The organism is Propioniciclava sp. (assembly GCF_047602245.1).
Lineage (GTDB): Bacteria > Actinomycetota > Actinomycetes > Propionibacteriales > Propionibacteriaceae > Propioniciclava.
Genome location: NZ_JASGHT010000001.1, coordinates 1,932,526 through 1,956,234, shown reverse-complemented (window position 1 = coordinate 1,956,234; position 23,709 = coordinate 1,932,526). Strand labels below are relative to the sequence as shown.

The following is a 23,709-nucleotide window of genomic DNA, read 5'->3' as shown; positions in this document are numbered from 1 at the left end:
CCCTGACCGGATCCGGCGTCCGCACTGACCGTGCGACTATCGCCAACACTTCACGTTCGTAATTTGAATGACTCAAATTAAGGGCTATGGTGGCGGCATGCCCGTTCCCGCCACCCCCTCGCCCGAGGAATGCGCCGCGCTGCTGCACAGCCGCGGCCTGCGGGTCACCGCGGGGCGTGTGGCGACCATCATCCACGTGCGCGCGCATCCGCACAGTTCGGCGTCCGAGGTGCACACCGCGCTGGCCGGCGACCTGCCGTCGCTATCGGTGCAGTCGGTGCACAACATCGTCCAAGACCTGAGCGAGTGCGGGATCCTGCGTCGCGTCGAACTGCCCGATTCGGGCGGCGCGCGCTATGAGGTGGAACGACTCGACAACCACCACCACGTCCAGTGCGTGGTGTGCCACCGGATCGAGGACGTCGAGTGCGCCGAGGGGCGCGCCCCCTGCCTGACACCCAGCGACACCCACGGCATGCGGATCATCGAGGCGTCCTTGACCTTCCGCGGCATCTGTCGCGATTGCGATGCCGAGCCGAGCCCGGCTTGACCGCCCGCGCGGCCCACGATTCTCACCCCCGCCACAACTCCATACGCATCGACCCTGAAAGGGAGACTGCCGTGACCGACGCAGCCAAGTGCCCGATCGACCATCTCGTCGTGGTGAAGACCACGACCCCTGTTCCCGCGGGGGGAACGAGCACGCCCGTGGGGGGAACCCGCAATATCGACTGGTGGCCTGACCGCCTCAACCTGAAGATCCTGGCCAAGAACCCCGACGTCGCCAATCCGCTCGGCGGCGACTTCGACTACCGCGCAGCCTTCGAGAGCCTCGACCTGGACACCGTGAAGCGCGACATCGCGGCGCTGCTCACCGAGTCGCAGCCGTGGTGGCCGGCCGATTTCGGTCATTACGGCCCGCTGATGATCCGGATGGCCTGGCACAGCGCCGGCACCTACCGCGTCTTCGACGGACGCGGTGGCGGCGGCACCGGCCAGCAGCGGTTCGCGCCGCTGAACAGCTGGCCGGACAACGTCGGCCTCGACAAGGCCCGCCGCCTGCTGTGGCCGGTGAAGAAGAAGTACGGCCAGGCGCTCAGCTGGGGCGACCTGATGATCCTGGCCGGCAACGTCGCGCACGAAGAGATGGGCATGCCCACCTTCGGTTTCGCCGGCGGACGCCCCGACGTGTGGGAGCCGGACGACGACGTGTACTGGGGCTCGGAGAAGACCTGGCTGGGCGACGACCAGCGCCTGGGCAGCACCGGGCTGGCCAAGCCGCTCGGCGCCACCATGATGGGCCTGATCTACGCCAACCCCGAGGGTCCGGGCGGCAACCCGAACCCGCTCGCGGCCGCACGCCAGATCCGCGAGACCTTCTCGCGGATGGCGATGGACGACGAGGAGACCGTGGCGCTGATCGCCGGCGGCCACACCTTCGGCAAGACGCATGGCGCGGCACCCGAGGGCGACCATGTCGGCGCCGATCCCGAGGCCGCCCCGATGGAGCAGATGGGCCTGGGCTGGAAGTCGGGCCACGGCACCGGTCACGGCAACGACACCATCGGCTCGGGCCTGGAGGTCACCTGGACCTACCACCCGACCCGCTGGGACAACGAGTTCTTCCACATCCTGTTCGGCTACGAATGGGAGTGCGTCACCGGCGAGGGCGGCCACTTCCACTGGCGTCCCAAGGACGGCGGCGGCTCCGACATGGTGCCGATGGCCCAGGGCGAGACCCGCCGCGAGCCGCGAATGCTCACCACCGACCTGTCGCTGCGCGAGGACCCGATCTACCGGCAGATCTCGCTGCGCTTCCGCAGCGACCAGGCCGCGTTCACCGAGGCCTACCGTCGCGCCTGGTTCAAGCTGACCCACCGCGACCTGGGCCCGAAGTCGCGCTACCTCGGCCCCGAGGTTCCCGCGGAGGATCTGCTGTGGCAGGACCCGATCCCGGCGCGCACGTACGAGCTGATCGACGAAGCGGACGTGGCACTGCTGGAGCAGCGCATCGCCGAGTCCGGCCTCAGCGTGACCGCGCTGGTGTCGGCGGCGTGGGCCGCGGCGGCGTCCTTCCGTGGCAGCGACAAGCGGGGCGGCGCGAACGGCGGCCGGATCCGGCTGGAGCCGCAGCGCAGCTGGGAGGTGAACCGTCCGGCCCAGCTGGCCGGCGTGCTGGAGGTGCTGGAGCGGATCCAGGGCGAGTTCAACGCCACCGCGTCCGGCGGCAAGCAGGTCTCGATCGCCGATCTGGTGATCATCGCCGGCAACGCCGGGGTGAAGCAGGCCGCGCGCGCCGCGGGCCATGAGGTGCACATTCCGTTCACCCCGGGCCGTACGGACGCCTCGCAGGAGCAGACCGACGTCGCGTCGTTCGAGTACCTGAACCCGGCCGCGGACGGCTTCCGCAACTACGAGTCGGACCGTGCGCTCGGCATGCCGGCCGAGCATCTGCTGGTGGACCGGGCCAACCTGCTCACCTTGTCGGCGCCCGAGATGACCGTGCTGGTCGGTGGCCTGCGCGTGCTGGGCGCCAACTGGGACGGCTCCGCGCACGGCGTCCTCACCGAGCGCCCAGGCGTGCTGACCAACGACTTCTTCGTGAACCTGCTGGACCTGAACACCCAGTGGCGCGCCCTCGACGAGGAGTCGCGCACGTTCGAGGGCTTCGACGAGGCCACCGGCGAGCGCAAGTGGACCGGCACCCGCGCGGATCTGGTGTTCGGCTCGAACTCCGAGCTGCGCGCCCTCGCCGAGGTGTACGCCAGCGACGATGCCGCGGACAAGTTCGTGACCGACTTCGTCGCCGCCTGGACGAAGGTCGCCGATCTGGACCGCTTCGACGTCCGCTGACCGGCCGCTCCGGAGGGGTGCTCCCCGCACCTGCGGGCAGCACCCCTCCGGTGGACCCGATCCGGGACAGTCTGGGCGCGCTCCTCGCGCACCTGCGGGCAGCACGCTTCTCGGAAACCGGCGACCACTCCACAGGAGGGGGCTCCACCATCATGGTGAGGCCCCCTTTCTCGCTACCGCCCCTGGTGGCGCGGCGTGACGTGGACCCCTGCTCGGTGGAAGTCTGGGAGGGGGTCACGAAGGACGCCCCACATTGATGTATTGCAATTTGTTTATATGTGTGATGGAGTAGAGCCATGGACGCGGAGCCAGGACTGGCCGAAGCGGCACAGCTGTTCAAGGTGCTGGGCAGCGAGTCCCGACTGGGACTGCTGCGCATCATCGAGCGGGAACCCCGCACGGTGAGCGCGCTGGTGGAGGCGACGGGACTGTCGCAGCCATTGGTGTCCCAGCATTTGCGGACGCTGCGCCAGGCCGGCCTGGTCAGCTCGCAGCGGCGAGGGAAAGAGGTGATCTACGAACTCGCCGACGGTCACGTCACGCACGTGATCGCCGATGCCCTGGCCCACGTCCTGGAGCCCGCACCCGCGGGCGCCGATGAGTAACCATCACAAAGGGGCACACCATGACCGACACCACCACCGACCACAAGACCGCCGAGCACACCACCGCGGATCACACCCACGGCAACGAGTGCGGCCACGAGGCCGTCCAGCACGGTGACCACGTGGACTACGTGCACGACGGCCACAAGCACGCCGCCCACGGCGACCACTACGACGAGCACTGAGCCTCGCCCACCGCGCGCACGGGTCCGGCCACGTCCGGGATCACTCCACCCACCGTGGACGAGCCCCGGCCCGCCGCACGCACGCCTCGGCCGGGCGCATGACACCAGTCTTCGTCCAGGCGCGACGCCGGACGCCAACACCCCACTCCAGGACCGGAGACTTCGACGAAGAATCCGAGTCCGCGTGAGGTGACGCCGCGGGTGCCCACCCAGCACACCCGCGGCGTCACCTCACGGACGAATCAGCAACCAGTGCGTGCCCACACCCACCCTTTCGGCGCGCAGGCCGACCTGTGCCGCTTCCGCGACCAGCACCTCGGGGCCAGGGTGGTGATAGTCATGCTCGGTGGTGGCTTCGGTGAGGACACGCTCGCCCTCCAGGGTGAGGTAGGTCATCCGCCAACGCATCCGTTCGCCGCCAACCGGCCAGGCCTCCGCGATGCCGCGATAGCTCAGATCACCGATGGTCGCGACCGCGAACTCGTAAGCCGGGACGACCTCGGGTCGCTGCGGGTCCTGCAGGTCGAGTAACGCGGCACCGCCACGAGGCAGCCGCCGAGCCAGTTCGGCGATGACGGCGGCCCTCTCCTGAGGGTCGAAGTGCCCAATCACGCCGAGCAGCAGCGCGCCCCCGATGCGATCGGGGAGCGGTGCGAAGAAGAAGTCCTCCGGCCGCACGCTGACCCGGTGAAACCATTCCGGGTGCGCCGCGAGCCGTCCGAGGATCAGCGACCGCATGGCCGGGCTCGGCTCCAGCGCGCACACACGCGCCGCGGGCAGCCGCTCGAGCAGCAGCGCCACGTTCGCGCCCGACCCGGCACCGACATCCAGGATCGGGCCACGCTCCGGCCGGAGCAGCGGAATCAGCTGCTCGATCGCCGCGACCTGCAGGGGCCGCGATGCCGCCGCGTACAGGTCGTAGGCACTCGCCGTCGCCGCATAGCCGTCCACAACATCGCTCATGCGACTCATTCTCAACTAAACCGGATGGTTTTGCATCACCGACCGCCGAACCGTGACGGAACCTCACGCTCGAGCCCGCAGGATCGCCCACCGGGACACTAGGGCTCACGAATGGTCGTTCCCAGGCGCCCAGCGCAGCGCTTTCGCCCCTAGGGCTCAGCAATGGTCGCTATCGACCCAGCCAGAGCACCCCATAGCGACCACTTCTCAGCCCAACCCCGGAAGCGCGCCCCGGCACCCCCGCCATTCCGACCACACGCAAGCCCAACTTCGGGCGACTCACCGAACGCGACGTGTTCGAGAACACCCACCGCCGCCATCCCGGCGCCAGCGACTCCGGCACAGCAGTGCCGTCGTTCGCATTCGACAGGTGGGATATCTTCGGCGACTCAGCACACCACCCCAGCAGCGCGGATCCGGCAACCACGCCGAGCCGCCGCACCACCTCGTAAGCCTGGGCGACGCTCCGGCCGTAGACCTCGGAACCGCTCACGGTCCCGAGGCCCGGCCAGGCATCTCTCCCCCGACGAAAACACAGAACACCTCCGGCATGCGGTGCGCCAGCATCCCCCCGGCTGCCTCGCACTCAACACACCTCATGCGGTGCGACATCACCCCCCAGCTCGTCGCACTCAGCACTACCCACGCCGCGCGACGCCCTCCCCCAAGCGCGTCGCTCACGGCATGAATGCCCTTGTGTTTCCCTCACGAACGGCACCTCCCCCGAAGGCCGCTCACTCACAAAGACCCACCCCACCGGAGATGATGACGCGACCTGACAAAGATTTCTTCACGGAGCCTCTTCAGTGTTCACTCGCTAACCCCCAGGGGTATCGACTTCCCGATCCGGGCTCCATCGGCGAGCCCGAGCGCCGTCCCGCGCATGCCGGCGTCCGCGTTGAGAGCTTCACCCACTGACGTCCTTGCGCCCCGCGCCCGGCGCCCGGACGGAGCGTACGCTCCGTCGCGGAGCGCTGCTCACTCTGTCGAGCGCATGCTGCAACACCCGCTCGAGCACAACTTCCTAGGCTCAAGCACGGAGCGCACGCTCCATCACACGGCTGAGTCGCCCGGACGCCGCGCATCGCGCGACCGGCCCGCCATCGGGGTGCATGCGCTCCGGCATCTGAGTTGTTTGTAGCGCTCAACGCATACAGAAGAGGCTTGGACACCGTCGAGCGCTACAAACAACTCACGCCCAACGGACACACGGCGCCACGCTCGCGAAAATCAACCACTCAACGCTGGCTGCAGGGGACCCAGGGCCCGCCGAGTGGCAGATCCTTGCGCCGGACGCCTACGTCGCACCCAATCACTACCGCTGAACACACCGGAAGGCACACCGCGATCCGCGATGTCCTCACGCGCCGCCACATCTCTGATCCGCGCCGGACGCCGATTCACCACCCGCGCCACCTCGCACAGAAGCTGATCCGATTCGCGATGACCAAGCTGTGGAAGCCGTCGTAAGTTCTCGTAAGCCTGGGCGACGCTCCGGCCGTAGACCTCGGAACCGCTCACGGTCCCGAGGCCCGGCCAGGCATCTCTCCCCCGACGAAAACACAGAACACCTCCGGCATGCGGTGCGCCAGCATCCCCCCGGCTGCCTCGCACTCAACACACCTCATGCGGTGCGACATCACCCCCCAGTTACGTCGCACTCAGCACTACCCACGCCGCGCGACGCCCTCCCCCAAGTGCGTCGCCCACGGCATGAATGCCCTGTGTTTCCCTCACGAGCGGCACCTCCCCCGAAGGCCGCTCACTCACAAAGACCCACCCCACCCCAGATGATGACGCGACCTGACAGAGTTTTCTTCGCGAGACCTCTTCAGTATCAACTCCCCTACCCAAGGGGGTATGGACGGGCGTTCAGCCTGCTTGTGCGGCCAAGCGTTCCAAGGTGGCGCCGACCGACGAGAAGGGCATCAAGCACCTCGGCGACGTCCCGCTACCCGGTGAACCGGAGTCACCCTGCCGCGTCAGTGACCCAACTCACGCTGATCGCCGCGCTCGCGCTTGTCACCCTCGCGATCGGGAACCAGGAACGCGATGATCAGCGGGATCGCCGTGCCGAGCATGGGCCAGATCGGCCAGTAATAGTACGGCGCGGACCCGGACGCCAGCCAGGTGGCGACCCAGATCAGGTTGACCACCACCGCACCCGACAACCAGGACCGGAGCGCCACGCTGCGCCTCTTCTCGACCGGGGTGACTGGACGCCGCGGCCGGTCGGAGATGGTCACATCCGACAGCAGCGGCACCAACTGGCCGAGCGTCTTGGCCTGCAGCACCGCCCCGAGCCGCTCGGAATGCTCGATCGAGTCGAGGCGTCCCTCTTGAAAGGCGGTGTTGACCACGTCGGCGGCAAGGTCGCGGTCGGCGTCCGAGGCGCGAACCGAGCCTTGGGTGCGCGGATCCGCGCTGAAGCGCGCCCACAGCGGTTTGGCCGGAACGTCGGGAAGCTCGGAGGAGGACATGGACGCCTTTCGTCGGTGCTTGCGATCCTAACCGGCCGCCACCGGACGCCTCACCGCGTCCGTTCGGAATAGCGCAGCGAATTGGGACGGCACGGCGCCTCGAACGCGATCCGCAGCGATGAGGCGACCTTGCGCTCGGTGCGCAGCCCGAACAGCCGGTCGACGACCCGGTCGCGGACCATCTCGGGGGTGATCGTGTTGAGGTAGATCTTGGTGGCACCCTCGAAGCCGGCCAGCGTCGACACCCGCCATTTCAGCATCACCCGCCACGGCATCGACAGGTCGACATCGATGGGGCGGTAGTGCCATTCCTCGTTGCAGGGAACGTCCACGCCGGTGGCCGCGTGCATGGCATGAATCATGTCGCTCATGCCGCGCACTTCGGCGAGGCTGAGCTCCCAGGGGTCGCTGTGCTCAGACTTGCTGTAAATCTCGATGGTGGGGAACCGATGCCCGAACCCGGCGAAGGCCAGCGCGTGCTCGTTCTCGGCGATGACGAGATTCTTGTACGAGGCATAGTTGGACGCCGCCTCGTTGAACAGGTTGGGGTTGCGGCGCAGTTTCGCGAGCGTCGCCTCATGCTGGACGCCGCGCTCATCGATCGCCACGAGTTGCTTGTGCAGATGATCGAAGGACGCCCCCGCCGGCTTGAGCCAATTCTGGAAGACGGTCACATAACGGGCATACCGGTTGAGGTCGTAGAGCGCCTTCACCGACTCGATGGTGTAGGTGACGAACTGCAAATGCTCCTCGGGAGTGAGGGTGCCCGCGCCGGCCAACTGATGGTCGTGGGTGGCGCCCTTCACATAGTGCCGGCGGGCGATGATCACGTCATGCCCGCCACCGAAGAAACCGGACGCCGCGGCAATCCGGTCCTCGACCGGCATGGCGGCGATCTCGGCGTCCGTTTTGCCCGCGGCGCGCAGCTTGGAGCCGATCACGCCGAGCACGTGCGCGCGTCCGGCTTCGGATTCCAGATAAGCCTTGCGGCGCGCCGCGACCCGCGGGGGGAGGGTGTAGCCGTAGTTGAGATTCCAATACTCGTAGCTGAGGATCTCGAACAGATTCGGGACGCGGCGGAACTCGGCAGTGGTGGCGAACAGGTCTTCGGCGGGCGTCCGGTACAGCGTCTCGTAGCCCTTCATGCTGCGAATCACCCGGGACTTCTCCGGCGGCGTCTCCTGATAACGCCGCTCGCAGAAGGCGCAATAGGACGCCTCCTCTTCAGGGTCGAGCGGGCTCGATGTGGGAAACACCATCCCCAGCGGACGGTTGGCCCGCCCGGGCACCGTCCACACCTCCGTCCCCGTGAACGGGTTCAGCTGCTTGAGAGTGCCATCGGCGAGCTGGATCAGATACTCGGGCTCCCGGCTGTAGTCCATGCCCCCAGCCTGCCCCTGTCCGCGCCGCACCACAACGCAACCGCCAAACTGGCACCGTCCGGGTTGCGCCGTCACCTGAGTTACATCGCCGCCCGCGACAGCATCGGACAACGCTGGATGGCCTCACCCTCGGCCACGTTCACCACTTTGGAGTCAGGCCAGCCTTCTCGAGGTAGCCACCCCCAGTGCGGGCTGTTGGCGTGAACACCGACAAAAAGCTAGCGCTGGGCGTCCGCTCACCAAAGGCGCCCCGCCACCTTGCCGGGGCGCGACACAGGCAGGGATCACCTACGCTCCGATAAGACGGCTGGCGACCAGCCGGTTGAGGGAAACCTGTTGCTCGGCCGCATCGATCGCGAGTTGGCGATGCGCTTCGGGAGTCTGGCGCACCATGAACTTGCCGCTGTAGGTGCGGTCGGCAATCGCCTCGGGAGGCGCCTCGCCGTTGGAGACCATGTCATCGAGCACCTCATCGACCAGCGAACGAAGACCCGTGAGCGCTTCAGCGTGTGCGTCCGCTGCCCACGAGAGCGACGGCATCTCTGCCACGGTGGCGATATACGCCTCATCCTCCGCCGACCAACGCACGCGGTAGGTGTAATGGTCGCCATTCACGGTCATGATCGCTCTCCTTCCAGTTTCTCGATCGCCATGCCACACAGACAGTATCGATAGTGATACCACTACCGAGGAGCTCGCTATCAGCAGAGGTCCACACTCGGGTGGTGACAGACACCCAACCCGTTCGGCCCGGACGCGTGACGCGGATCGCGCGGAGCGCGACGATGGGGGCATGCCCAAGAACGTGACCGTCCGGACGTGGCGTGCCGGCCGACCGACGGACGAACCGATCGGGCGCGACGACTTCGCGGCCGCGATCCATGACCCCGACATGCTGGTCTGGGTCGACCTGGTCGCTCCTTCGGCGGAGGGGCTCGCCTCGATCGCCGACGAGTTGGGCCTGCCGCGGACCGCCGTCGAGGACGCCCTCGCCCCGCACGAGCGGGCGAAGACGATCCGGCACGAGTCGCACCTGTTCTTCACCGTCTATGCCTTGTCGGCCGACGCATCCGCCCTCGGCAGTACCCCGGCCACCGACCGGGTGGTGCCGGCGGCGTCCCGCATCTCGGGGTGGGTGCTGCCCCACGCGCTGGTCACGATCCGGCTTGATGACCGTTTCGATCTGGACGCCGTCGCGCACCGCTGGGACGACGAGCCGTCGCTGCTCGCCCACGGCGCACCGACGTTGGTGCACGGCCTGTTGGACGCCGTGGTCGACAGCCATTTCGACGCCATCCAAGCCGTCGATGACCGGCTGGAGCAGATCGACGACGCCCTGTTCGCCGCCCGCCCGGCGGGCAACGCGTTCGTCCGGTCGATCTACACGCTGCGCAAAGACCTGGTCGCGCTGCGCCGGATCGTCCTGCCAATGCGCGAGGTGATGAACGGCCTGCTCCGGCATTCGGTCACCGATGTCGCCGAACTGCGGCCGTGGTTCGACGATCTCTACGACCACATCCTGCGCGCCTCCGAATGGACCGAATCGCTGCGCGACCTGGTCACGTCCGCGTTCGAGACCAACCTGTCGCTGCAGGACGCCCGCCTCAACACGATCATGAAGAAACTCGCCGGCTGGGCCGCGATCATTGCGGTGCCGACCGCGATCACAGGATGGTTCGGCCAGAACCTCCCCTTCCCCGGCTACGACCAACCCGCGGGGCTCTGGGCGTCCGTCGCCCTGATCGTGGTGGGCAGCACGATCCTGTATCTGCTGTTCCGCGCCCGCGATTGGGTGTAAGCGGACGCCCTCACTCTGGGCTCGCATGCTCGAATCCGAAAGACCGGGCCATGGACACGCGCGAAGGGCGGGGTCGTTGCGGCCGCGCGCGAGGCAAAACGTACTGCTCAATCTCCGCCGAGCGTCAAAAACACCAGTCCGACTGATGTTTTTCTGGTCGCGCTCAGATTGAGCAGTACGTCTTACCCCGATCCGGGCATCGCCATCGCCCTCGACGGCCTACTCATGCGACACGATCAGCCGGAGTAGCGAAGTGTGGCCCTGGCTGCCCGCCCGATGATGTGCAACCCAACGATGACGTTGGCGTTCGGTGACCGCCACCGGCTTCATGCGATCGGTTTCGGGCCGTAATTCCGGCCCTCATCGCGATGCGGTACCACATCCTGACCGAGGTCGGGCTGCCCGAGTTGGTCGATCATGGCATGATGCCCAATGAGGTCGGCGGCCGCTGCACGCGGCAGTGCTGCACCACACGTGGATCCTCATCGCCGGTGACCAGGGCGCGGGCGAGACGACGTTGCTTCAGGCGCTGAGCACATCGGTTCCGCTCAACAAGTGCTTCGGACGGAGCACGAACTGCTCACCCACCTGCAGCCGGGACACCGGCAACATGGTGGCCTCGCAGGCGGAAGCCGGATAGGCGAGTTCACCGTCGCCGACCTGATCCCTGAGGCGCGGCGCCAGACCCCATCCCGGATCATCGTCGACGCTGGCGCGATGTTCGAAGCGATGCAAGCGGAGGCTTACGCCAAGGTGCTATGCGCACCCGCGGGGCTGGATGGCGGCGCATTCTGGCAGGCCACTGCCTAGCTGTGTCATACTCTGGGGCAATCCCGGGTTTCCGGGAGGAGGACATGTATAGCCCCTTCAGGAGGCCATATGAGACAACGCTACGGTAGCGGTAGGTAGGACAGAAAATTGGAGACCCTGGATCCATGGATCGCGGGTCTCCTCCCGATCGTGGTTACCGTAATTCTCTTTGCATTCTTCTGGCGTATCTTGGCGCTTGCCGAGAAGGCATTAGATGGGCCAGGTGTGAAGTTGAAGGTATCATTAACGAGAAGGTCTGTGAAGCTCACCGTGAATACTATGGGATTGAGTCAACGGGAAGTCGTTGGCCATTCAGGCCAACTTGGAGGCGCGGCGCCCGCAGCCCATACCCCCCAGAGAATCAAGCGGAAGTCACCCTAGTGTGTCTGCTGTCAACACCAGCCCCCACAGCCTTCTGGCCGTGGGGGCTGGTCCAACATTCCCCTCATCCTCTTGACCCGACGGGGTGCGGGCGATGAGATCTCCCCCTGCACGACACAGGCCCATCTAGCGAGCGGCAGAGTTCCGCAGACATTGATCCAACACATGATGAACGCACGGGCACACCCCAGAAGGGAAGGCCCAGCACACATCTATGATACCGAGGTTACAAGCGCCGCCGTTCGCCCACCGCCGCTTCCCTTATAGCCGAACCATAGAGAGGTCTTCAGGTCGACCAGGAAAGCCTAAGTTTCAGCAAGAAAATCGGCAATCGCGCCCATATCAAACCTGAATATGCGCCGACTGGCGACCCCCGCTGTGTATATAGTCATGTGAAACTCGGGCCCGATGATTACCCACCGAACTCCAGCCGTCCGCCACGCAAAACGGCACCACCAAAGTCTATGCGACTTCCCGAAAGATCAACATCGCCGAACGTCACCAACCCTCCAGAGAGCCGCACCCCCGAGAAGCTCAATTCCCCACCAGAAAATACGGCATCATCGAACGATACCCGACCGCCAGAAAATACCACCCTTTTGAAAAAAACGGAGCCACCAGAGAACTCGGAAAGCATGAAGCTCACGGAGCCACCGGAGAACTCAGCACCACGAGGAGCAACTCCCCCACCAAAGGACACTTCACCTCCGGAGAAGTTGGCGGCAAAATTCACCTCGCCGCCACAGAACTTTGCACCGACAAAGGAGACAGAGCCATCCGCGAATACAGCAAGCATGAAGCTCACCACGCCAGCCGAGAACTCGGCCTTTGAAAACTCAACCTGTGAACCACAGAACCTAACACCATCAAACTTTACTTCACCATGACCAAACTTGGCACCCCGAAATGACACCTGGCCACCCGAAAATTCCGCGCCCTCAAAGGAGACTCCCACACCCGAAAAGATGGCATCCCCAAAAGAGACTACACCACCCGAAAACACCACATCACTGAAATCACCTCCGTCGAAGGTGGCGCCAGAGAAATCGAGATTAAGCCCCTGCCAGCTGACAACCGCTTCGGGTCGTAAGCGATCCCTAATCAAGCGGATGACCGTCAGGCGGACTTCCCTGTCATCGACGCGGTAAACGCGCCTGTCGATAGACTTTGAGCCATCTTCCGTGCAGGATGTTTCGATGGTGCGCTCGGTCACGTGTCCCGCGCCTACTTCTGCACTGTAGGGCAACCTGAGATAACCGCAAAGGAGATCAATACACTGCTGACGTTGGGCGCGATACTGATCTGCTAGCGCAGCGATCGCGTAGACACCAGCAACACGGACCGCGGGCGCAGCGTCGCCAAGTTGGCTGGCGGCTGCAGCAAAGTCTCGGGCGAAACGACTACTCTCGGCGTCGAGTTGCTTACGGTAGTTCACCACTAACGCCACTACGGCACCGCTAAGCGTGACCACACCGCCTGCGTATAGCAGGCGGTCCCCCCAGGACAGATACCCATCACCAAGGTAGTTCCAGCCGTACACCCACGGCCTCCCGAGGAGGTATAGCGCACCAAAGGCCGCCACCACAAACACGAGAAGGCTAAGACCCGTCGCAGCCCCGATGGAGAGGTCCCTTAACGGACGTCGTCGCGACCGACTCGTCGACCGACTCCGCGGCTTCCTCAAATACCGGCTGATCTCTGCCATGAGAATAATCATGGTTGACGAATGCCCGCTGGCCTAAACGGCGCGCGGGCGAAACACCATCACGACGTCTCGATGCCCTGCATCGCCTTGGCGATGGTGACGTTGCGGGTGAGCCATTCGCGGGGGTCGCGCAGGCCTCCGCCGGCGACGGCGTCCGGGGCGGCCTGCCAGGCGACGTTGATCATGCAGCGCACCACCACCCAATCGCGGGCTCGGCGCTCGTCGAGTCCGGCGGTGTCCACGATGGCGTAGAACCGGTCGCGGATCGCTCCTCCGACGTCGCCGGAGGCCACCAGGTCGTCCCAGCGGTTCCATAGCAGCGGGGCGGGTTCGTAGCAGGGGTCGGCGTTGAAGCCCTTGGGGTCGATCGCGACCGGCTCGCCGTCTCGTTCGAGGACGTTGAGGTAGTGCAGATCGCCGTGGACGACATGGGTTCCCGGCTCGGCGGCCAACGCCCGTCCGGCGCGCAGGGCCCAGTCGACGAACTGCGGCGGGGCGGGTGCGCGGCGTCCGAGCGCGGCGAGATCATCAAGCCACGCGCGCACGAACGCGTGACCGTCGGGCAACTGCGGGGCCGCGCGCCGGTGCAACAAGGGGTAGAGCGCCGCGATCGAACGCGCCGCCTCCTCGGCGTCCCACCGCCCGTGCAACGAGGCGCCCAACCACTCCAGCAGCAGGACGCCGCGACGCGGGTCAGCCCGCAGCAACTCGACCGCACCGCGTCCGCGCCACCGCTGCAGCGTCGCGATCTCTCCGGCGTTATCTCCCTCGACGAACGAGAACTTGCACGCCCGCCGGACGCCGTCGGCGTCCCGCACCGGCAACACGAGCGCGGTGTATCCGGTCATCGGGTCGCCGTCGAGCGTCACATGCCAGCGCCGGAAGGTGTCCGCGATCAGGCGCGGCAACCCCTCCAGCCACGCCTCCATCGCCGGCCAACCAACAACCCGCTCAGTGAACCCAGCGGGAATCAAACCGCTCGCGACGTCAGCCACGACGCCACTCAGGCGTTCGGCGCGAGCACCTCGCGTCCGCCCAGGTAGGGCCGCAGCGCCTCGGGGACGCGCACGGAACCGTCGGGGAGCTGATGGTTCTCCAGGATCAGGATGATGGTGCGGGTCATCGCGCACAGGGTGCCGTTCAGGGTGGCCAGTGGGCGGGTGCCGTCGGCGTCGCGCATGCGGATGTCGAGGCGGCGGGCCTGGAACTCGGTGCAGTTCGAGGTCGAGGTGATCTCGCGGTACTTGCCCTGGCTAGGGATCCAGCCTTCGCAGTCGTACTTGCGCGCCGCCGACAGACCGAGATCGCCGGCGGCGACGTCGATCACCCGGAACGGGATCTCCAGCGAACCCAAGAACTCCTTCTCGTACCCGAGCAGACGCCCATGCAGCGCCTCGGCGTCCTCGGGCGCGCAGTAGGCGAACATCTCGACCTTGTCGAACCAGTGCACCCGGAAGATGCCGCGGGTGTCCTTGCCGTAGGTGCCGGCCTCGCGGCGGAAGCAGGGCGAGTAGCCGGCGTACAGGCGCGGCAGGGTTTCCGCGGGCAGGATCTCGCTGGAATGGTAGGCCGCCAGTGGCACCTCGGCGGTGCCGACCAGGTACAGGTCGTCGGCCTCCAGCCGGTACACGTTCTCGGCGGCCTGGCCCAGGAATCCGGTGCCCTCCATCGCCGACGGCTTCACCAGCGCGGGCGGCAGGATCGGCGTGAAGCCCCACTTGGTGGCCATCGTCATCGCGTGCTGCACGAGCGCGAGCTCCAGCAGCGCGCCGACGCCGGTCAGGAAGTAGAACCGCGAACCCGACACCTTCGCGCCGCGCTCCATGTCGATCGCGCCCAGGATCTCGCCGATCTCCAGGTGGTCGCGCGGCTCGAAGCCTTCGGCGGCGAAGTCGCGCGGCGTCCCGACGTGCTCGAGCACGACGAAGTCCTCTTCGCCGCCTTCGGGCACCCCGTCGATGGTGATGTTCGGCAGCTGGCGCAGCAACGTGTCGAATAGCTCTTTCGCCTCGGCAGCCTCGGCGGTCTCCTGCTTGACGGACGCCGCGAGCTCCTTGGTGCGGGCCAGCAGCGCCGCGCGCTCGTCGGCGGACGCCTTCGGGATCTGCTTCGACAGCGACTTCTGCTCGGCCCGGGCGGCCTCGGAGGAGGCGATCAGCGAGCGTCGCGCCTCATCGGCGGCGATCAGCTGGTCGACGAGTTCGACGGGCTCGCCGCGGGCCACCTGGCTGCGGCGGACGGCGTCCGGGTCGGTGCGCAGAATCTTCGGGTCGATCACGGTTGGAAGTCTATCGCCGCCAGGCATGACACCCGGACGCCTCCCGGTGCCACACTGTCGCCATGCAGCTTCGTCCGCACCGAGCGCATCTGATCGCGCTGGCGCTGCTGGCCGCCCTGACCGGCTGGACGTGGATCGTGCTCAGCACCGACCTGCTCACCCCCTGGGACGCCTCGTCACTCTCCACCGGACCCACCGCCGAAAGCCCGGCGGGCCAGATCTTGGCGGCGGTCGCCATCATCGCCTCGCCCGTCGTCGTCTACACCCTGATCGCGGGACTGGCCGTCTGGGCCTGGCGGCGGCGCCTGCAACGCCTCGCCTGGGCGATCCTGGCCAGCATCCCGCTCACGTGGGGACTCACCCAGCTGGTCAAGCACGTGATCGCCCGCCCGCGTCCGCCCGAGGTGCTGCCGCTGATCACCGCCGGCGGCTGGGCCTACCCGAGCAGCCATATGTCCGCCATCACCGTCGCGGCGATCATGGGGGTCGCGGCCATCGTGGTGACCCGGCGGCGCCGGGCGTTCCTGCTCGCCGCCTCGGCGCTGCTGATGGTGGTGGGGGCGATCGTCGCGCTCAACCGGTGGCTGCTGCGCGCCCATTGGCCGACCGACCTGGTCGGGGGCATGCTGCTGGGCGCGACCGTCGCGGTCACCTGTCTGGCTACGGCGGGGGTCACCGTCGTGCGTCTCAGCACGCCGTTCGGCAAGGCCGTCCGGCGCGAACGGCGCGCGGTCGTGGTCTACAACCCGACCAAGATTCCCGACATCGCGACCTTCCGCAGCCAGGTCGAGGGTGAATGCGCCGAACATCATTGGGAGGCGCCGATCTGGATCGAGACCGATCCCGACGATGCGGGCGCTTCGGCGTCGCGGCGGGCGCGGCGGCGGCGTCCGGATCTGGTGCTGGTCGCCGGCGGGGACGGCACCGTGCGCACCCTGTGCGCCGAGATGGCCGAGACCGGCATCCCGGTCGCGATCGTGCCGGCCGGCACCGGCAACCTGCTGGCCCGCAACCTCAACATTCCGCTCGACTTCGCCGCCGCCCTCGAGGTGGCCTTCGCCGGATCGCAGCGCCCGATCGACATCATCGAGGTGCGCGCCGACGACGGCGACGAGGACTATTCCCTTGTCATGGCCGGTATGGGCTTCGATGCCCGGATCATGAGCGAGACCAACGCCGACCTCAAGAAGGTGGTCGGCCCGGCCGCGTACGTAATGGCCGCCCTGCAGACCCTGAACACGCCGCCGTTCGACATCACCCTCACCCTCGACGGTGACACCCCGGTGAAACGGACGCCCGCGCTCGCCCTGGTCGCCAACGTGGGCGCGCTGCAAGGCCAGGTCACCATCGCCCCCGACGCCCAGCCGGACGACGGCGTCCTCGATCTGCTGGTCGCCTCACCGTCGAGCGTCCTCGAATGGGGCGCGATCACCACCCGCATCCTCACCCATTCCGAGGACCATCCCGGCCTGGAGCGCGCCCAGAGCAAGCACATCGTCATCGAGGCGTCCGAGCCGGTCGCCTACCAGATCGACGGGGACGCCCTCGGCGAATGCCGCCGCATCGAGGCCACGGTCCTCCCCCAGGCCGTTGTGCTGATGGTGCCGTAGCGCGGGATCGTCGCGCGGGAGGCCCGCAGGTATGAGCGGTGCGGAACGGGCCGCGTAGGTGGGGGTCCCCGCGCGGGAGACCCCCACCCGGGGCCGAGTCAGCCGCTACTTCGGGAGCTGGTCATAGCGGAAGAGGAAGGCCGCCATCGCATCGCGCTTGACCGGGGTGACCGGGCGATACTCCCGCTTGCCTCCACCGACATCCCATCCCGTGGAAATGCCCTTCGAGGCCAGCCAGGCGATCTCCTTGTAGAACGCGGAGTTCTTCGGCACATCCACGAACGGCGGCGATGCCGGCGGCGTATACGCCGGCGAACCCGCGGCACGGTACAAGAACGCCGCCATCGCATCGCGGTTCACCGATGACCACGGGCGATACTCCCTCTTACCTCCACCGATATCCCACCCGGTCGAAATGCCCCGCGATGCCAGCCAGGCGATCTCCTTGTAGAACAGGTAGTTCGTCGGCACGTCCACGAACGGCGACGATGCCGGGGGCGTATAGGCCGGGGATCCCGCCGCACGGTACAAGAACGCCGCCATCGCATCACGATCGACCGGGGCCAGCGGGCGATACTCGCGGGTCCCATCGGGACGCACCCATCCGGTCGAGATCCCCTTGCCGGCCAACCAGGTGATCTCGTCGTAGAACTGAGAACCCTTCGGCACATCCACGAACGACATGACCTCGGTGCTCACCGTCAGCGTGTACTGCTTGTTCCAGGTCGCCCAACTGTTCCATCCGGCCACCTGAACGTAGTAGCGCCCCGCGGCCAGGAAAGGTGCCTGGCCACGCAGCAGCGCCCCATCGGCGTGCTCCCCCGACAGGTACCAAGCCGCGACCTGCGAGCCGGCCGCGTTCAGAACCTTGAGGTCGTACGACCGTCCGCTGATGGCGGGGAAGCGCAGATCAAACGCGACCCGCGACGCGACCGGAAGATCGACCGCGTAGTAATCGGGGTCATAGGGCAGCGACCAACCCTTGAGGATCGCTCCCCTGATCGTGACGCCCAGCGCCAACGGATCGGCGGTTTGCACGGTGTCGTTGAGTTCGGTCTCCACCGCCCCCGGAGCTGCCGTCACCGTCAACGTGTACTGCTTGCTCCAGATCGGACTCGTCTTCAGGCCAACGATCTTGACGTAGTGACGCCCCGCGGGCAGGAACGCCACCTGGTCGCGCAGCATCGCCCCGTTGGCGTGCTCCCCGGTCAGGTCCCAGTCGTAGATCAGCGCACCGGAGGCATCCAGCACGCTCACGTCATAAACGCGGCCACTGACCGCCGGGAACCGCAGATCGAAGGTGACCCGTGACGCTGCCGGAATGTCGAGGGCGTAATAGTCGGTATCTCCGGCCATGTTCCGGGGTCCCAGGATCGCGCCTTTGAGCGTCGCCCCGATCGGCAGCAGGTCAGCGGTCCTGATCTCGTCGTTGAACTCGGTTTCCACGACGCCCGGGGTGGCCGTCACCGTCAGCGTGTATGGCTTGCTCCACGTCGGCCAATTGCTGCCACCGTAGACACGGACGTAGTGCCGGCCCGCGGGCATGAAGGTCACCTGCTCGCGCAGCATCGCCCCGCTCGCATGCTCCCCGGTGAGCATCCACGAGTAGACCGGCGTGCCGGACGCGTCCAGCACCCATACTTCGTACGCTGTCCCGCTCACCGCGGGGAACCGCAGGTCGTAGGTGACCCGTGCTGCCGCCGGAAGATCGATCGCGTAATGGTCAAAATCGAAGGCCTTGGAACCCGTATCGGGGTCACCCTCCTGGCTCGCCCCGTTGACGGTCGTGCCCAGCGGCAGCGCCGTGGCGGTGGTCAGCTGATTGTTGGGTTCGATCTCACTGATCGTGGCCGCCACCGCGGCGCTGCCCGGCCAGACCAGAGCAGCAGCCACCATGGTGACGATGGCGATCCCCATACCCAGGCTTCGGCGTAATGAGCGAGCGTTCACAGGTGGCCCCCGTTCCTCGTGTCCCGCTGCCTGCGAGACAGGCTCCGCCCGAATACGGGGCTCGACGAGCGCCCGGTGTGGCGTGGAGGGAGTACAACAGCGGCACGCCCCTCTGTCAAGAGCCACACTTTCTTCCTTGAGGGATTCCTTCGCCACCTTCACCGAGGCGCTCATCGTGGCGGAGGCTCGGCAAGGGCGCGAGGCCGCGAGCGATCTCGCCGCATGCCGAGGTGAGCCGCTGCTGTTCAAGGGCAACGACTTCGCGGCCACCGACGTCCCCCAGGCATAGCAACCAAGGCCCGGGTTCGCGTAAGGACCAAGATCTGGTCGTTTTCAGACGGGTGATCGGCGCGAAGACAGCCACGGGCCAAGCAGTTGTCGTTATCCCTGCCCTGCAAGGGCCGCATAACGACAACTGCTTGGCCCACACCACTTCAGGCGGGTGCGACCCCCTCTGAAAGCGACCATTTCTCAGCCCGAGCGGTCCTGGCGACGGCGCCTCGACGCGATCACCCCGACCGCCACCAGCCCGAGGACGGACACCGCGCTCAGCACCAGGTCGAGGTTGAACCAGGCCGCCTTCGGCGCACTGAGGTAGAGCACGATCCCGAACACGACCGCGAGCATCACCGTGAGCGCCCGGCTCATCGCACTCGCCTCCCGAGCACCGCCGCCCTCCCGAGCACCGCCGCGCTCATCGCCGGCGGCCCATCAGGTCGTCCATCCAGCGCTCGGCGGACTCGTAGTCGGCGTCGGTGAAACCGCGGGCGATCTTGGGGCGCACCTGGTCGGCGCGCGGGTAGGAACCCAGGAACACGATCTTGCGGCAGACCCGGTGCAGGCCTTTAAGGGTGCCGCGCAGGCGGGGCTCGCCGATGTGACCTTCGGCATCGATCGAGAAGCAGTATTGGCCGAACGCCTTCTTGGTGGGACGGCTTTCGATGCGGGTCAGGTTGACCCCGCGCATAGCGAACTGGTCGAGGATCTCCAGCAGAGCACCCGACCGATCGGCGTGCATGTACGCCACGAGCGTCGTCTTGTCGGCGCCGGTCGGCGCGGGAATGTTGCCGGGACGCCGCACCAGCACGAAGCGGGTGACGGCGTCGGGGTTGTCGGCAATGTCGGAGGCGGCGATCTCCAGCCCGTACAGGTCGGCGGCCACCTCGGCGCAGATCGCCGCGTCGAACTTGGAGGCGGGATCGGACACCTCGGCCGCGGCGGCCGCGGTCGAGCCGCCCTCGGTCACGGTCGCCCAGGGCAGGGTCTGGTCGATCCAGTCGCGGGTCTGCGCGTGCGCGTGCGGGTGGGTGAGGATGCGGTGGATCTGGTCGAGTTCGGTGCCCGGGCGCACGGCCAGCACGAACGACACCGGCAGCAGCACCTCGGCGACGATGATCAGCGGCTTCCCGGCGGCGAGCGAGTCCAGCGTCGCCGATACCCCGCCCTCGACCGAGTTCTCGATCGGCACCAGTCCCGACTCGACCTCGCCGGTGCGGACGGCGTCCAGCACCCGGGAGACGGTCGCGAAAGGCGTCGCCTCGTCGCTGTCGGCGGCGATGCCGGTGAGCTTGATCAGGGCCTGGTGGGTGAAGGTTCCCGCGGGGCCGAAGTATCCGTGCACCCCGGCGAGTCTAGTGCCGCGGGAGCGGACGCCGTGCCCGCAGCCGCGCGGGGCGTGGTGGGCGAGGCGAGCAGGCCGTGACCGGGAGCGACCCCGGCGCGCACCTCAATCCGCCGACGGACGGTGCCACCGCCGCACGAGCGGCCCACCCGGGCTGCCCGCCGGGGACGTTCGGTTCGCCGAGAACAGCAACTCCCGGGCGCCGGACACCACGAACGCGCGGGTGGGCCATTCCCGGTTGGTGGTCCAGAACCAGTGCACGATGGCGATCAGCACGAACCATTGGACGCCACTGCACACGATGTCGCGCATGGCGAACGCGACCACGTCGGTCATCACCGAGGAGAAGCCGACCGTCCGGCCGGTGACGTAGGCCACCGACAGCGCCGTGCCGCGCAGCACGAACAGCCAGTCCAGCCGGGTGGGCATCAGCAGCGCCAGCGGCGCCCAGGCGATCAGGTCGTACCAGCTCAGCGTGTAGGGCGAGGTGACCAGCCAGGCGGTGCACAGGATGACGGCGGTGCGGACGGTGATGGTGAGCGGGTCGCGCTCGGCGGGCAGGGTCGCCCCGGGCACCGGACGCCACGGCAGCACCCGCGACAGCATCCAGCCGATCACGAACAGGCCCGCCCAGCCGAGCATGCCGGTGATCGAGCGTGCCAGCGAGTCGGGCAGCACCCAATCCAGCGCGCCCCACATCCAGGGCGCCCACGAGCCACCGGAGATGTAGCCGGTGTTGCGGCTGGCGGCGAACAGCGCGTGCGGGACGAACACCCCGTACAGGATGGCGAGCGGGATGATCGCCCCGATGCCCAGCGCGATCACCTTGCGCCAGTCGTGCCGGTAGCCCCACACCATGGCGAGCCCGTAGAAGACCAGCGACACCTTCACCGCGCCGGCCAGGCCGATGAAGATGCCGGTGATGAACGCGCTGCGGCGCATGAAGAACAGTCCGACGATCGCGAACACCAGGGTGAGCGCCTCGTTGTGCGCACCGGCGACGATCGCCCAGATCAGCAGCGGATTGAGGATGGTGAACAGCACCGACCGGGTCTGCAGCGCGGAGTCCCCGTGCGCCAGCTTCACCATCACCGCGCAGATCACGATGAACGGGACGACCGCGAGCACCTGCAGCCAGAACACGATGTCGTGCATCGACTCGCCGCCGAGCACGTTCGCCAGCCATTGGGACGCCGACGCGATCGGCCCGTACACGCTCGGCGTGTCCTGCCAGGGGCGTTCGGTCCAGACCAAGACGGGATCGAAGGTCTCGCGGAACAACTCGGCCGGCGTGATCGAGTAGGGGTCGAATCCTTGGCGCTGCAGGCGTCCGTAGGCGGCGTACATCAGCACGTCGGCGCTGGTCAGCGGCGGCACGGCGGCGGTGGCCAGGTTGAGGCCCACGCCGAGGGCGAACATCAGGTGAATCCGCGGACGCCAGCCGGCGGTGACCGCCCGCCAGGCCAGCACGAGCCCGACCGAACCGAGGGTGATGCCGATCCACAGTGCGGGGACGACGATCCACTCCGACAGCGGCAGGCCGATCGCGCGGCCCCATTCGACGGGCACGTACCAGGGCGGCAGCAGGCTGCCGTTGGCGGGGCCCACGTTGAGGGTGACGGTGGACGGCCCGAGGAATGCGACCACGATCGTGACGAGACAGCTGATCACGATGAGGCGGAACCCGAGGCGTCCGTCTTTCGTCCACGCCTGGGCGTCGAGGCGGCGTCGCCAGTCGGCGATCGCGTTCACCACAGGCCTCCCGGGGGTCGAGTGCAGGGCCCCCAGGCTACCTCGTCCGGTCCCGGTCACGCCGATGCCGCCGCCCGGTGTGAACACGAGCGGCGGCATCGGCGTGGAGTGACCGGGATCCCGGCTCAGGACGCCGGGCGGGTGGCCTCGCCGGTGTAGCGGAAGATGAAGGCAGCGAAGGCCTCACGGGTCACTGACTCCGACGGGCGGAACTCCCACGCGTCGGCGCCCACCTTCCATCCGGTGGAGATGCCCTTCTCGGCCATCCATGCCATCGGCGCGAAGTGCTCGGTTCCCTCGGGGACGTCCTCGAACCAGAAGTAGCCGGCAGGCGGGTTGAACGCCGGCATGCCCTTCAAGACCGCGAACCGGTAGAGGAAGGCGGCCATCGCGTCACGCTTGACCACGCTGGAGGGCCGGAAGGTCTTGGTGCCGTTGGCACCGGTCCAGCCGGTGGAGATGCCGGTGGACGCCAGCCACTCGATCTCCTTGTAGAACTGGCTGGAGGTCGGCACGTCGGTGAAGGACGGCTTGGCCGGTGCGGTGAAGGACGGCGATCCGGCGAGCCGGTAGAGGAAGGCGGCCATCGCGTCGCGGTTCATCGGTTCTTTTCCGCGGTAGGTGCGCCTGCCGTCGGACTCCCGCCAGCCGGTCGAGGTACCCGAGTGGAACATCCACTCGACCTCCATGCCGAACTGATCACCGAAGTAGTCGGAGTCGGTGAAGGGGTTGCCGCCCTTGCAGTCGGGCAGGCCGATCATCGAGTTCCAGTCTTCGCCCGGGTTGGTGGAGTTCCAAGCCCGGATCACGGCCTTGTCCCGATGCTCGGTGACGTGGGTCGCGGTGGCGTTCGGTCCCACCTGGATCTGGACCCACGACGTGGGCTTCTTGTTGTTGTCGGTGACGGCGACCTTGGTGGTGAGCGTCTTGTCGGACGTGTTCTTGAAGGTCCACATGGTGCCGGCGACCGGGGGCTTGTTGTTGCCGGACTCAACGCATCCCCATTGCAGGGAGACGTCCATCTTGGGGGTCGACGGAGCAGCAACAGCGTCGAGAGTGGAGCCGGCGAGCAGGCCTACGCAGGCCAGCCCAACAGCAAAAGTGCAGGCTAAACGCCTCATTGGTTCCTCGTTTCGGGGGTGTACGGGGAGATGGGGGGGAACGTCTCTCACGAGACGGCTATCAAGACCAACATGGTTAGCACTCTTGATCAAAATTCAATTGTGCGAGCACGCTATCACTCTTACACTTTCCGAACGCGCGGAGATCACTCAGCGACATCCGGGCGGAAAACACGGCAACGCCCCGCCGCCGGTGGATCCGGTGGCGGGGCGTT

General features: G+C 67.1%; 20 protein-coding genes. 7 read left to right on the top strand and 13 right to left on the bottom strand.

Annotated features, from left to right (window positions below; all coding sequences use genetic code 11):
* The first annotated feature begins 97 nt into the window (after positions 1-97).
* The 4 genes from QM708_RS09295 (at position 98) to QM708_RS09280 (ending at position 3,643) form a co-directional block, all read left to right on the top strand.
* Positions 98-550 carry a Fur family transcriptional regulator gene (locus tag QM708_RS09295; RefSeq protein WP_415107222.1) on the top strand — a complete coding sequence of 151 codons (453 nt, stop codon included), beginning with the start codon at positions 98-100 and terminating at the stop codon, positions 548-550.
* Positions 551-621: 71 nt separating this feature from the next.
* Positions 622-2,853 carry a catalase/peroxidase HPI gene (gene katG / locus QM708_RS09290; RefSeq protein ID WP_415107219.1) on the top strand — a complete coding sequence of 744 codons (2,232 nt, stop codon included), beginning with the start codon at positions 622-624 and terminating at the stop codon, positions 2,851-2,853.
* 296 nt (positions 2,854-3,149) lie between these two features.
* Positions 3,150-3,458: an ArsR/SmtB family transcription factor gene (locus QM708_RS09285; RefSeq protein WP_415107216.1), complete on the top strand. Its 309-nt coding sequence runs from the start codon at positions 3,150-3,152 to the stop codon at positions 3,456-3,458.
* A 20-nt stretch (positions 3,459-3,478) separates the two neighbouring features.
* A complete protein-coding gene (locus QM708_RS09280) occupies positions 3,479-3,643 on the top strand; it encodes a zinc transporter permease (RefSeq protein WP_415107214.1) in 165 nt (54 codons plus the stop codon).
* 231 nt (positions 3,644-3,874) lie between these two features.
* Here the strand turns inward: QM708_RS09280 and QM708_RS09275 are convergent, their stop codons facing one another.
* From QM708_RS09275 to QM708_RS09260, 4 genes are all read right to left on the bottom strand, one after another.
* Entirely contained in the window at positions 3,875-4,606 is a 732-nt protein-coding gene (locus QM708_RS09275) for a class I SAM-dependent methyltransferase (protein ID WP_415107211.1), read from the bottom strand.
* A 1,982-nt stretch (positions 4,607-6,588) separates the two neighbouring features.
* Positions 6,589-7,086 (bottom strand): DUF1707 SHOCT-like domain-containing protein, encoded by a 498-nt coding sequence (locus QM708_RS09270; RefSeq protein ID WP_415107208.1) that lies wholly within the window; start codon positions 7,084-7,086, stop codon positions 6,589-6,591.
* Between the two features lie 50 nt (positions 7,087-7,136).
* Positions 7,137-8,468, bottom strand: a complete 1,332-nt coding sequence (locus QM708_RS09265; RefSeq protein WP_415107205.1) for a DUF4921 family protein — start codon at positions 8,466-8,468, stop codon at positions 7,137-7,139.
* A gap of 288 nt (positions 8,469-8,756) precedes the next feature.
* The gene (locus QM708_RS09260) at positions 8,757-9,089 is read right to left on the bottom strand and encodes a type II toxin-antitoxin system HicB family antitoxin (protein WP_415107203.1); all 333 of its coding nucleotides are present in this window, start codon (positions 9,087-9,089) and stop codon (positions 8,757-8,759) included.
* 172 nt (positions 9,090-9,261) lie between these two features.
* Here QM708_RS09260 and QM708_RS09255 point away from each other — a divergent pair, with 172 nt between their 5' ends.
* Positions 9,262-10,266 (top strand): magnesium transporter CorA family protein, encoded by a 1,005-nt coding sequence (locus tag QM708_RS09255; protein WP_415107200.1) that lies wholly within the window; start codon positions 9,262-9,264, stop codon positions 10,264-10,266.
* 522 nt (positions 10,267-10,788) lie between these two features.
* On the opposite strand, the gene QM708_RS09250 is transcribed toward QM708_RS09255, so the two are convergent.
* The 4 genes from QM708_RS09250 to serS all read right to left on the bottom strand — a co-directional run bounded on the left by QM708_RS09250 (position 10,789) and on the right by serS (position 15,440).
* Positions 10,789-11,001 (bottom strand): hypothetical protein, encoded by a 213-nt coding sequence (locus tag QM708_RS09250; RefSeq protein WP_415107197.1) that lies wholly within the window; start codon positions 10,999-11,001, stop codon positions 10,789-10,791.
* Between the two features lie 868 nt (positions 11,002-11,869).
* Entirely contained in the window at positions 11,870-12,892 is a 1,023-nt protein-coding gene (locus QM708_RS09245) for a pentapeptide repeat-containing protein (protein ID WP_415107194.1), read from the bottom strand.
* A 329-nt stretch (positions 12,893-13,221) separates the two neighbouring features.
* A complete protein-coding gene (locus tag QM708_RS09240) occupies positions 13,222-14,091 on the bottom strand; it encodes an aminoglycoside phosphotransferase family protein (RefSeq protein ID WP_415107191.1) in 870 nt (289 codons plus the stop codon).
* 74 nt (positions 14,092-14,165) lie between these two features.
* Positions 14,166-15,440, bottom strand: a complete 1,275-nt coding sequence (gene serS, locus QM708_RS09235) for a serine--tRNA ligase (RefSeq protein WP_415107188.1) — start codon at positions 15,438-15,440, stop codon at positions 14,166-14,168.
* Between the two features lie 62 nt (positions 15,441-15,502).
* Here serS and QM708_RS09230 point away from each other — a divergent pair, with 62 nt between their 5' ends.
* Complete coding sequence (locus QM708_RS09230) at positions 15,503-17,050, top strand: diacylglycerol kinase family protein (protein ID WP_415107185.1); 1,548 nt, start codon at positions 15,503-15,505, stop codon at positions 17,048-17,050.
* Between the two features lie 105 nt (positions 17,051-17,155).
* Here QM708_RS09230 and QM708_RS09225 read toward each other — a convergent pair whose 3' ends face one another.
* Positions 17,156-19,162 carry an S-layer homology domain-containing protein gene (locus QM708_RS09225; RefSeq protein WP_415107182.1) on the bottom strand — a complete coding sequence of 669 codons (2,007 nt, stop codon included), beginning with the start codon at positions 19,160-19,162 and terminating at the stop codon, positions 17,156-17,158.
* Between QM708_RS09225 and QM708_RS09220 the strand changes: the two genes are divergently transcribed.
* A complete protein-coding gene (locus QM708_RS09220) occupies positions 19,137-19,289 on the top strand; it encodes a type II toxin-antitoxin system VapC family toxin (protein ID WP_415107179.1) in 153 nt (50 codons plus the stop codon). The two genes, QM708_RS09225 and QM708_RS09220, sit on opposite strands and share 26 nt — an antisense overlap.
* Positions 19,290-19,471: 182 nt before the next feature.
* Here the strand turns inward: QM708_RS09220 and QM708_RS09215 are convergent, their stop codons facing one another.
* The 4 genes from QM708_RS09215 to QM708_RS09200 all read right to left on the bottom strand — a co-directional run bounded on the left by QM708_RS09215 (position 19,472) and on the right by QM708_RS09200 (position 23,494).
* Entirely contained in the window at positions 19,472-19,648 is a 177-nt protein-coding gene (locus QM708_RS09215; protein WP_415107176.1) for a hypothetical protein, read from the bottom strand.
* Positions 19,649-19,694: 46 nt separating this feature from the next.
* Complete coding sequence (gene pheA, locus QM708_RS09210; RefSeq protein ID WP_415107173.1) at positions 19,695-20,621, bottom strand: prephenate dehydratase; 927 nt, start codon at positions 20,619-20,621, stop codon at positions 19,695-19,697.
* Positions 20,622-20,726: 105 nt separating this feature from the next.
* Positions 20,727-22,472 (bottom strand): polyprenol phosphomannose-dependent alpha 1,6 mannosyltransferase MptB, encoded by a 1,746-nt coding sequence (mptB, locus tag QM708_RS09205; protein WP_415107170.1) that lies wholly within the window; start codon positions 22,470-22,472, stop codon positions 20,727-20,729.
* Positions 22,473-22,498: 26 nt separating this feature from the next.
* Entirely contained in the window at positions 22,499-23,494 is a 996-nt protein-coding gene (locus tag QM708_RS09200; RefSeq protein WP_415107168.1) for an S-layer homology domain-containing protein, read from the bottom strand.
* Between the last annotated feature and the right edge of the window lie 215 nt (positions 23,495-23,709).

Bases quoted from the DNA above. Each gene is read 5' to 3' on its own strand.
- QM708_RS09270 (WP_415107208.1), bottom strand. From the start codon at position 7,086: ATGTCCTCCTCCGAGCTTCCCGACGTTCCGGCCAAACCGCTGTGGGCG.
- QM708_RS09255 (WP_415107200.1), top strand. From the start codon at position 9,262: ATGCCCAAGAACGTGACCGTCCGGACGTGGCGTGCCGGCCGACCGACG.
- QM708_RS09280 (WP_415107214.1), top strand. From the start codon at position 3,479: ATGACCGACACCACCACCGACCACAAGACCGCCGAGCACACCACCGCG.
- QM708_RS09275 (WP_415107211.1), bottom strand. From the start codon at position 4,606: ATGAGCGATGTTGTGGACGGCTATGCGGCGACGGCGAGTGCCTACGAC.
- QM708_RS09285 (WP_415107216.1), top strand. From the start codon at position 3,150: ATGGACGCGGAGCCAGGACTGGCCGAAGCGGCACAGCTGTTCAAGGTG.
- QM708_RS09230 (WP_415107185.1), top strand. From the start codon at position 15,503: ATGCAGCTTCGTCCGCACCGAGCGCATCTGATCGCGCTGGCGCTGCTG.
- QM708_RS09260 (WP_415107203.1), bottom strand. From the start codon at position 9,089: ATGACCGTGAATGGCGACCATTACACCTACCGCGTGCGTTGGTCGGCG.
- QM708_RS09215 (WP_415107176.1), bottom strand. From the start codon at position 19,648: ATGAGCCGGGCGCTCACGGTGATGCTCGCGGTCGTGTTCGGGATCGTG.
- QM708_RS09295 (WP_415107222.1), top strand. From the start codon at position 98: ATGCCCGTTCCCGCCACCCCCTCGCCCGAGGAATGCGCCGCGCTGCTG.
- mptB (WP_415107170.1), bottom strand. From the start codon at position 22,472: ATGCCGCCGCTCGTGTTCACACCGGGCGGCGGCATCGGCGTGACCGGG.
- QM708_RS09240 (WP_415107191.1), bottom strand. From the start codon at position 14,091: ATGGAGGCGTGGCTGGAGGGGTTGCCGCGCCTGATCGCGGACACCTTC.
- QM708_RS09265 (WP_415107205.1), bottom strand. From the start codon at position 8,468: ATGGACTACAGCCGGGAGCCCGAGTATCTGATCCAGCTCGCCGATGGC.
- QM708_RS09200 (WP_415107168.1), bottom strand. From the start codon at position 23,494: ATGAGGCGTTTAGCCTGCACTTTTGCTGTTGGGCTGGCCTGCGTAGGC.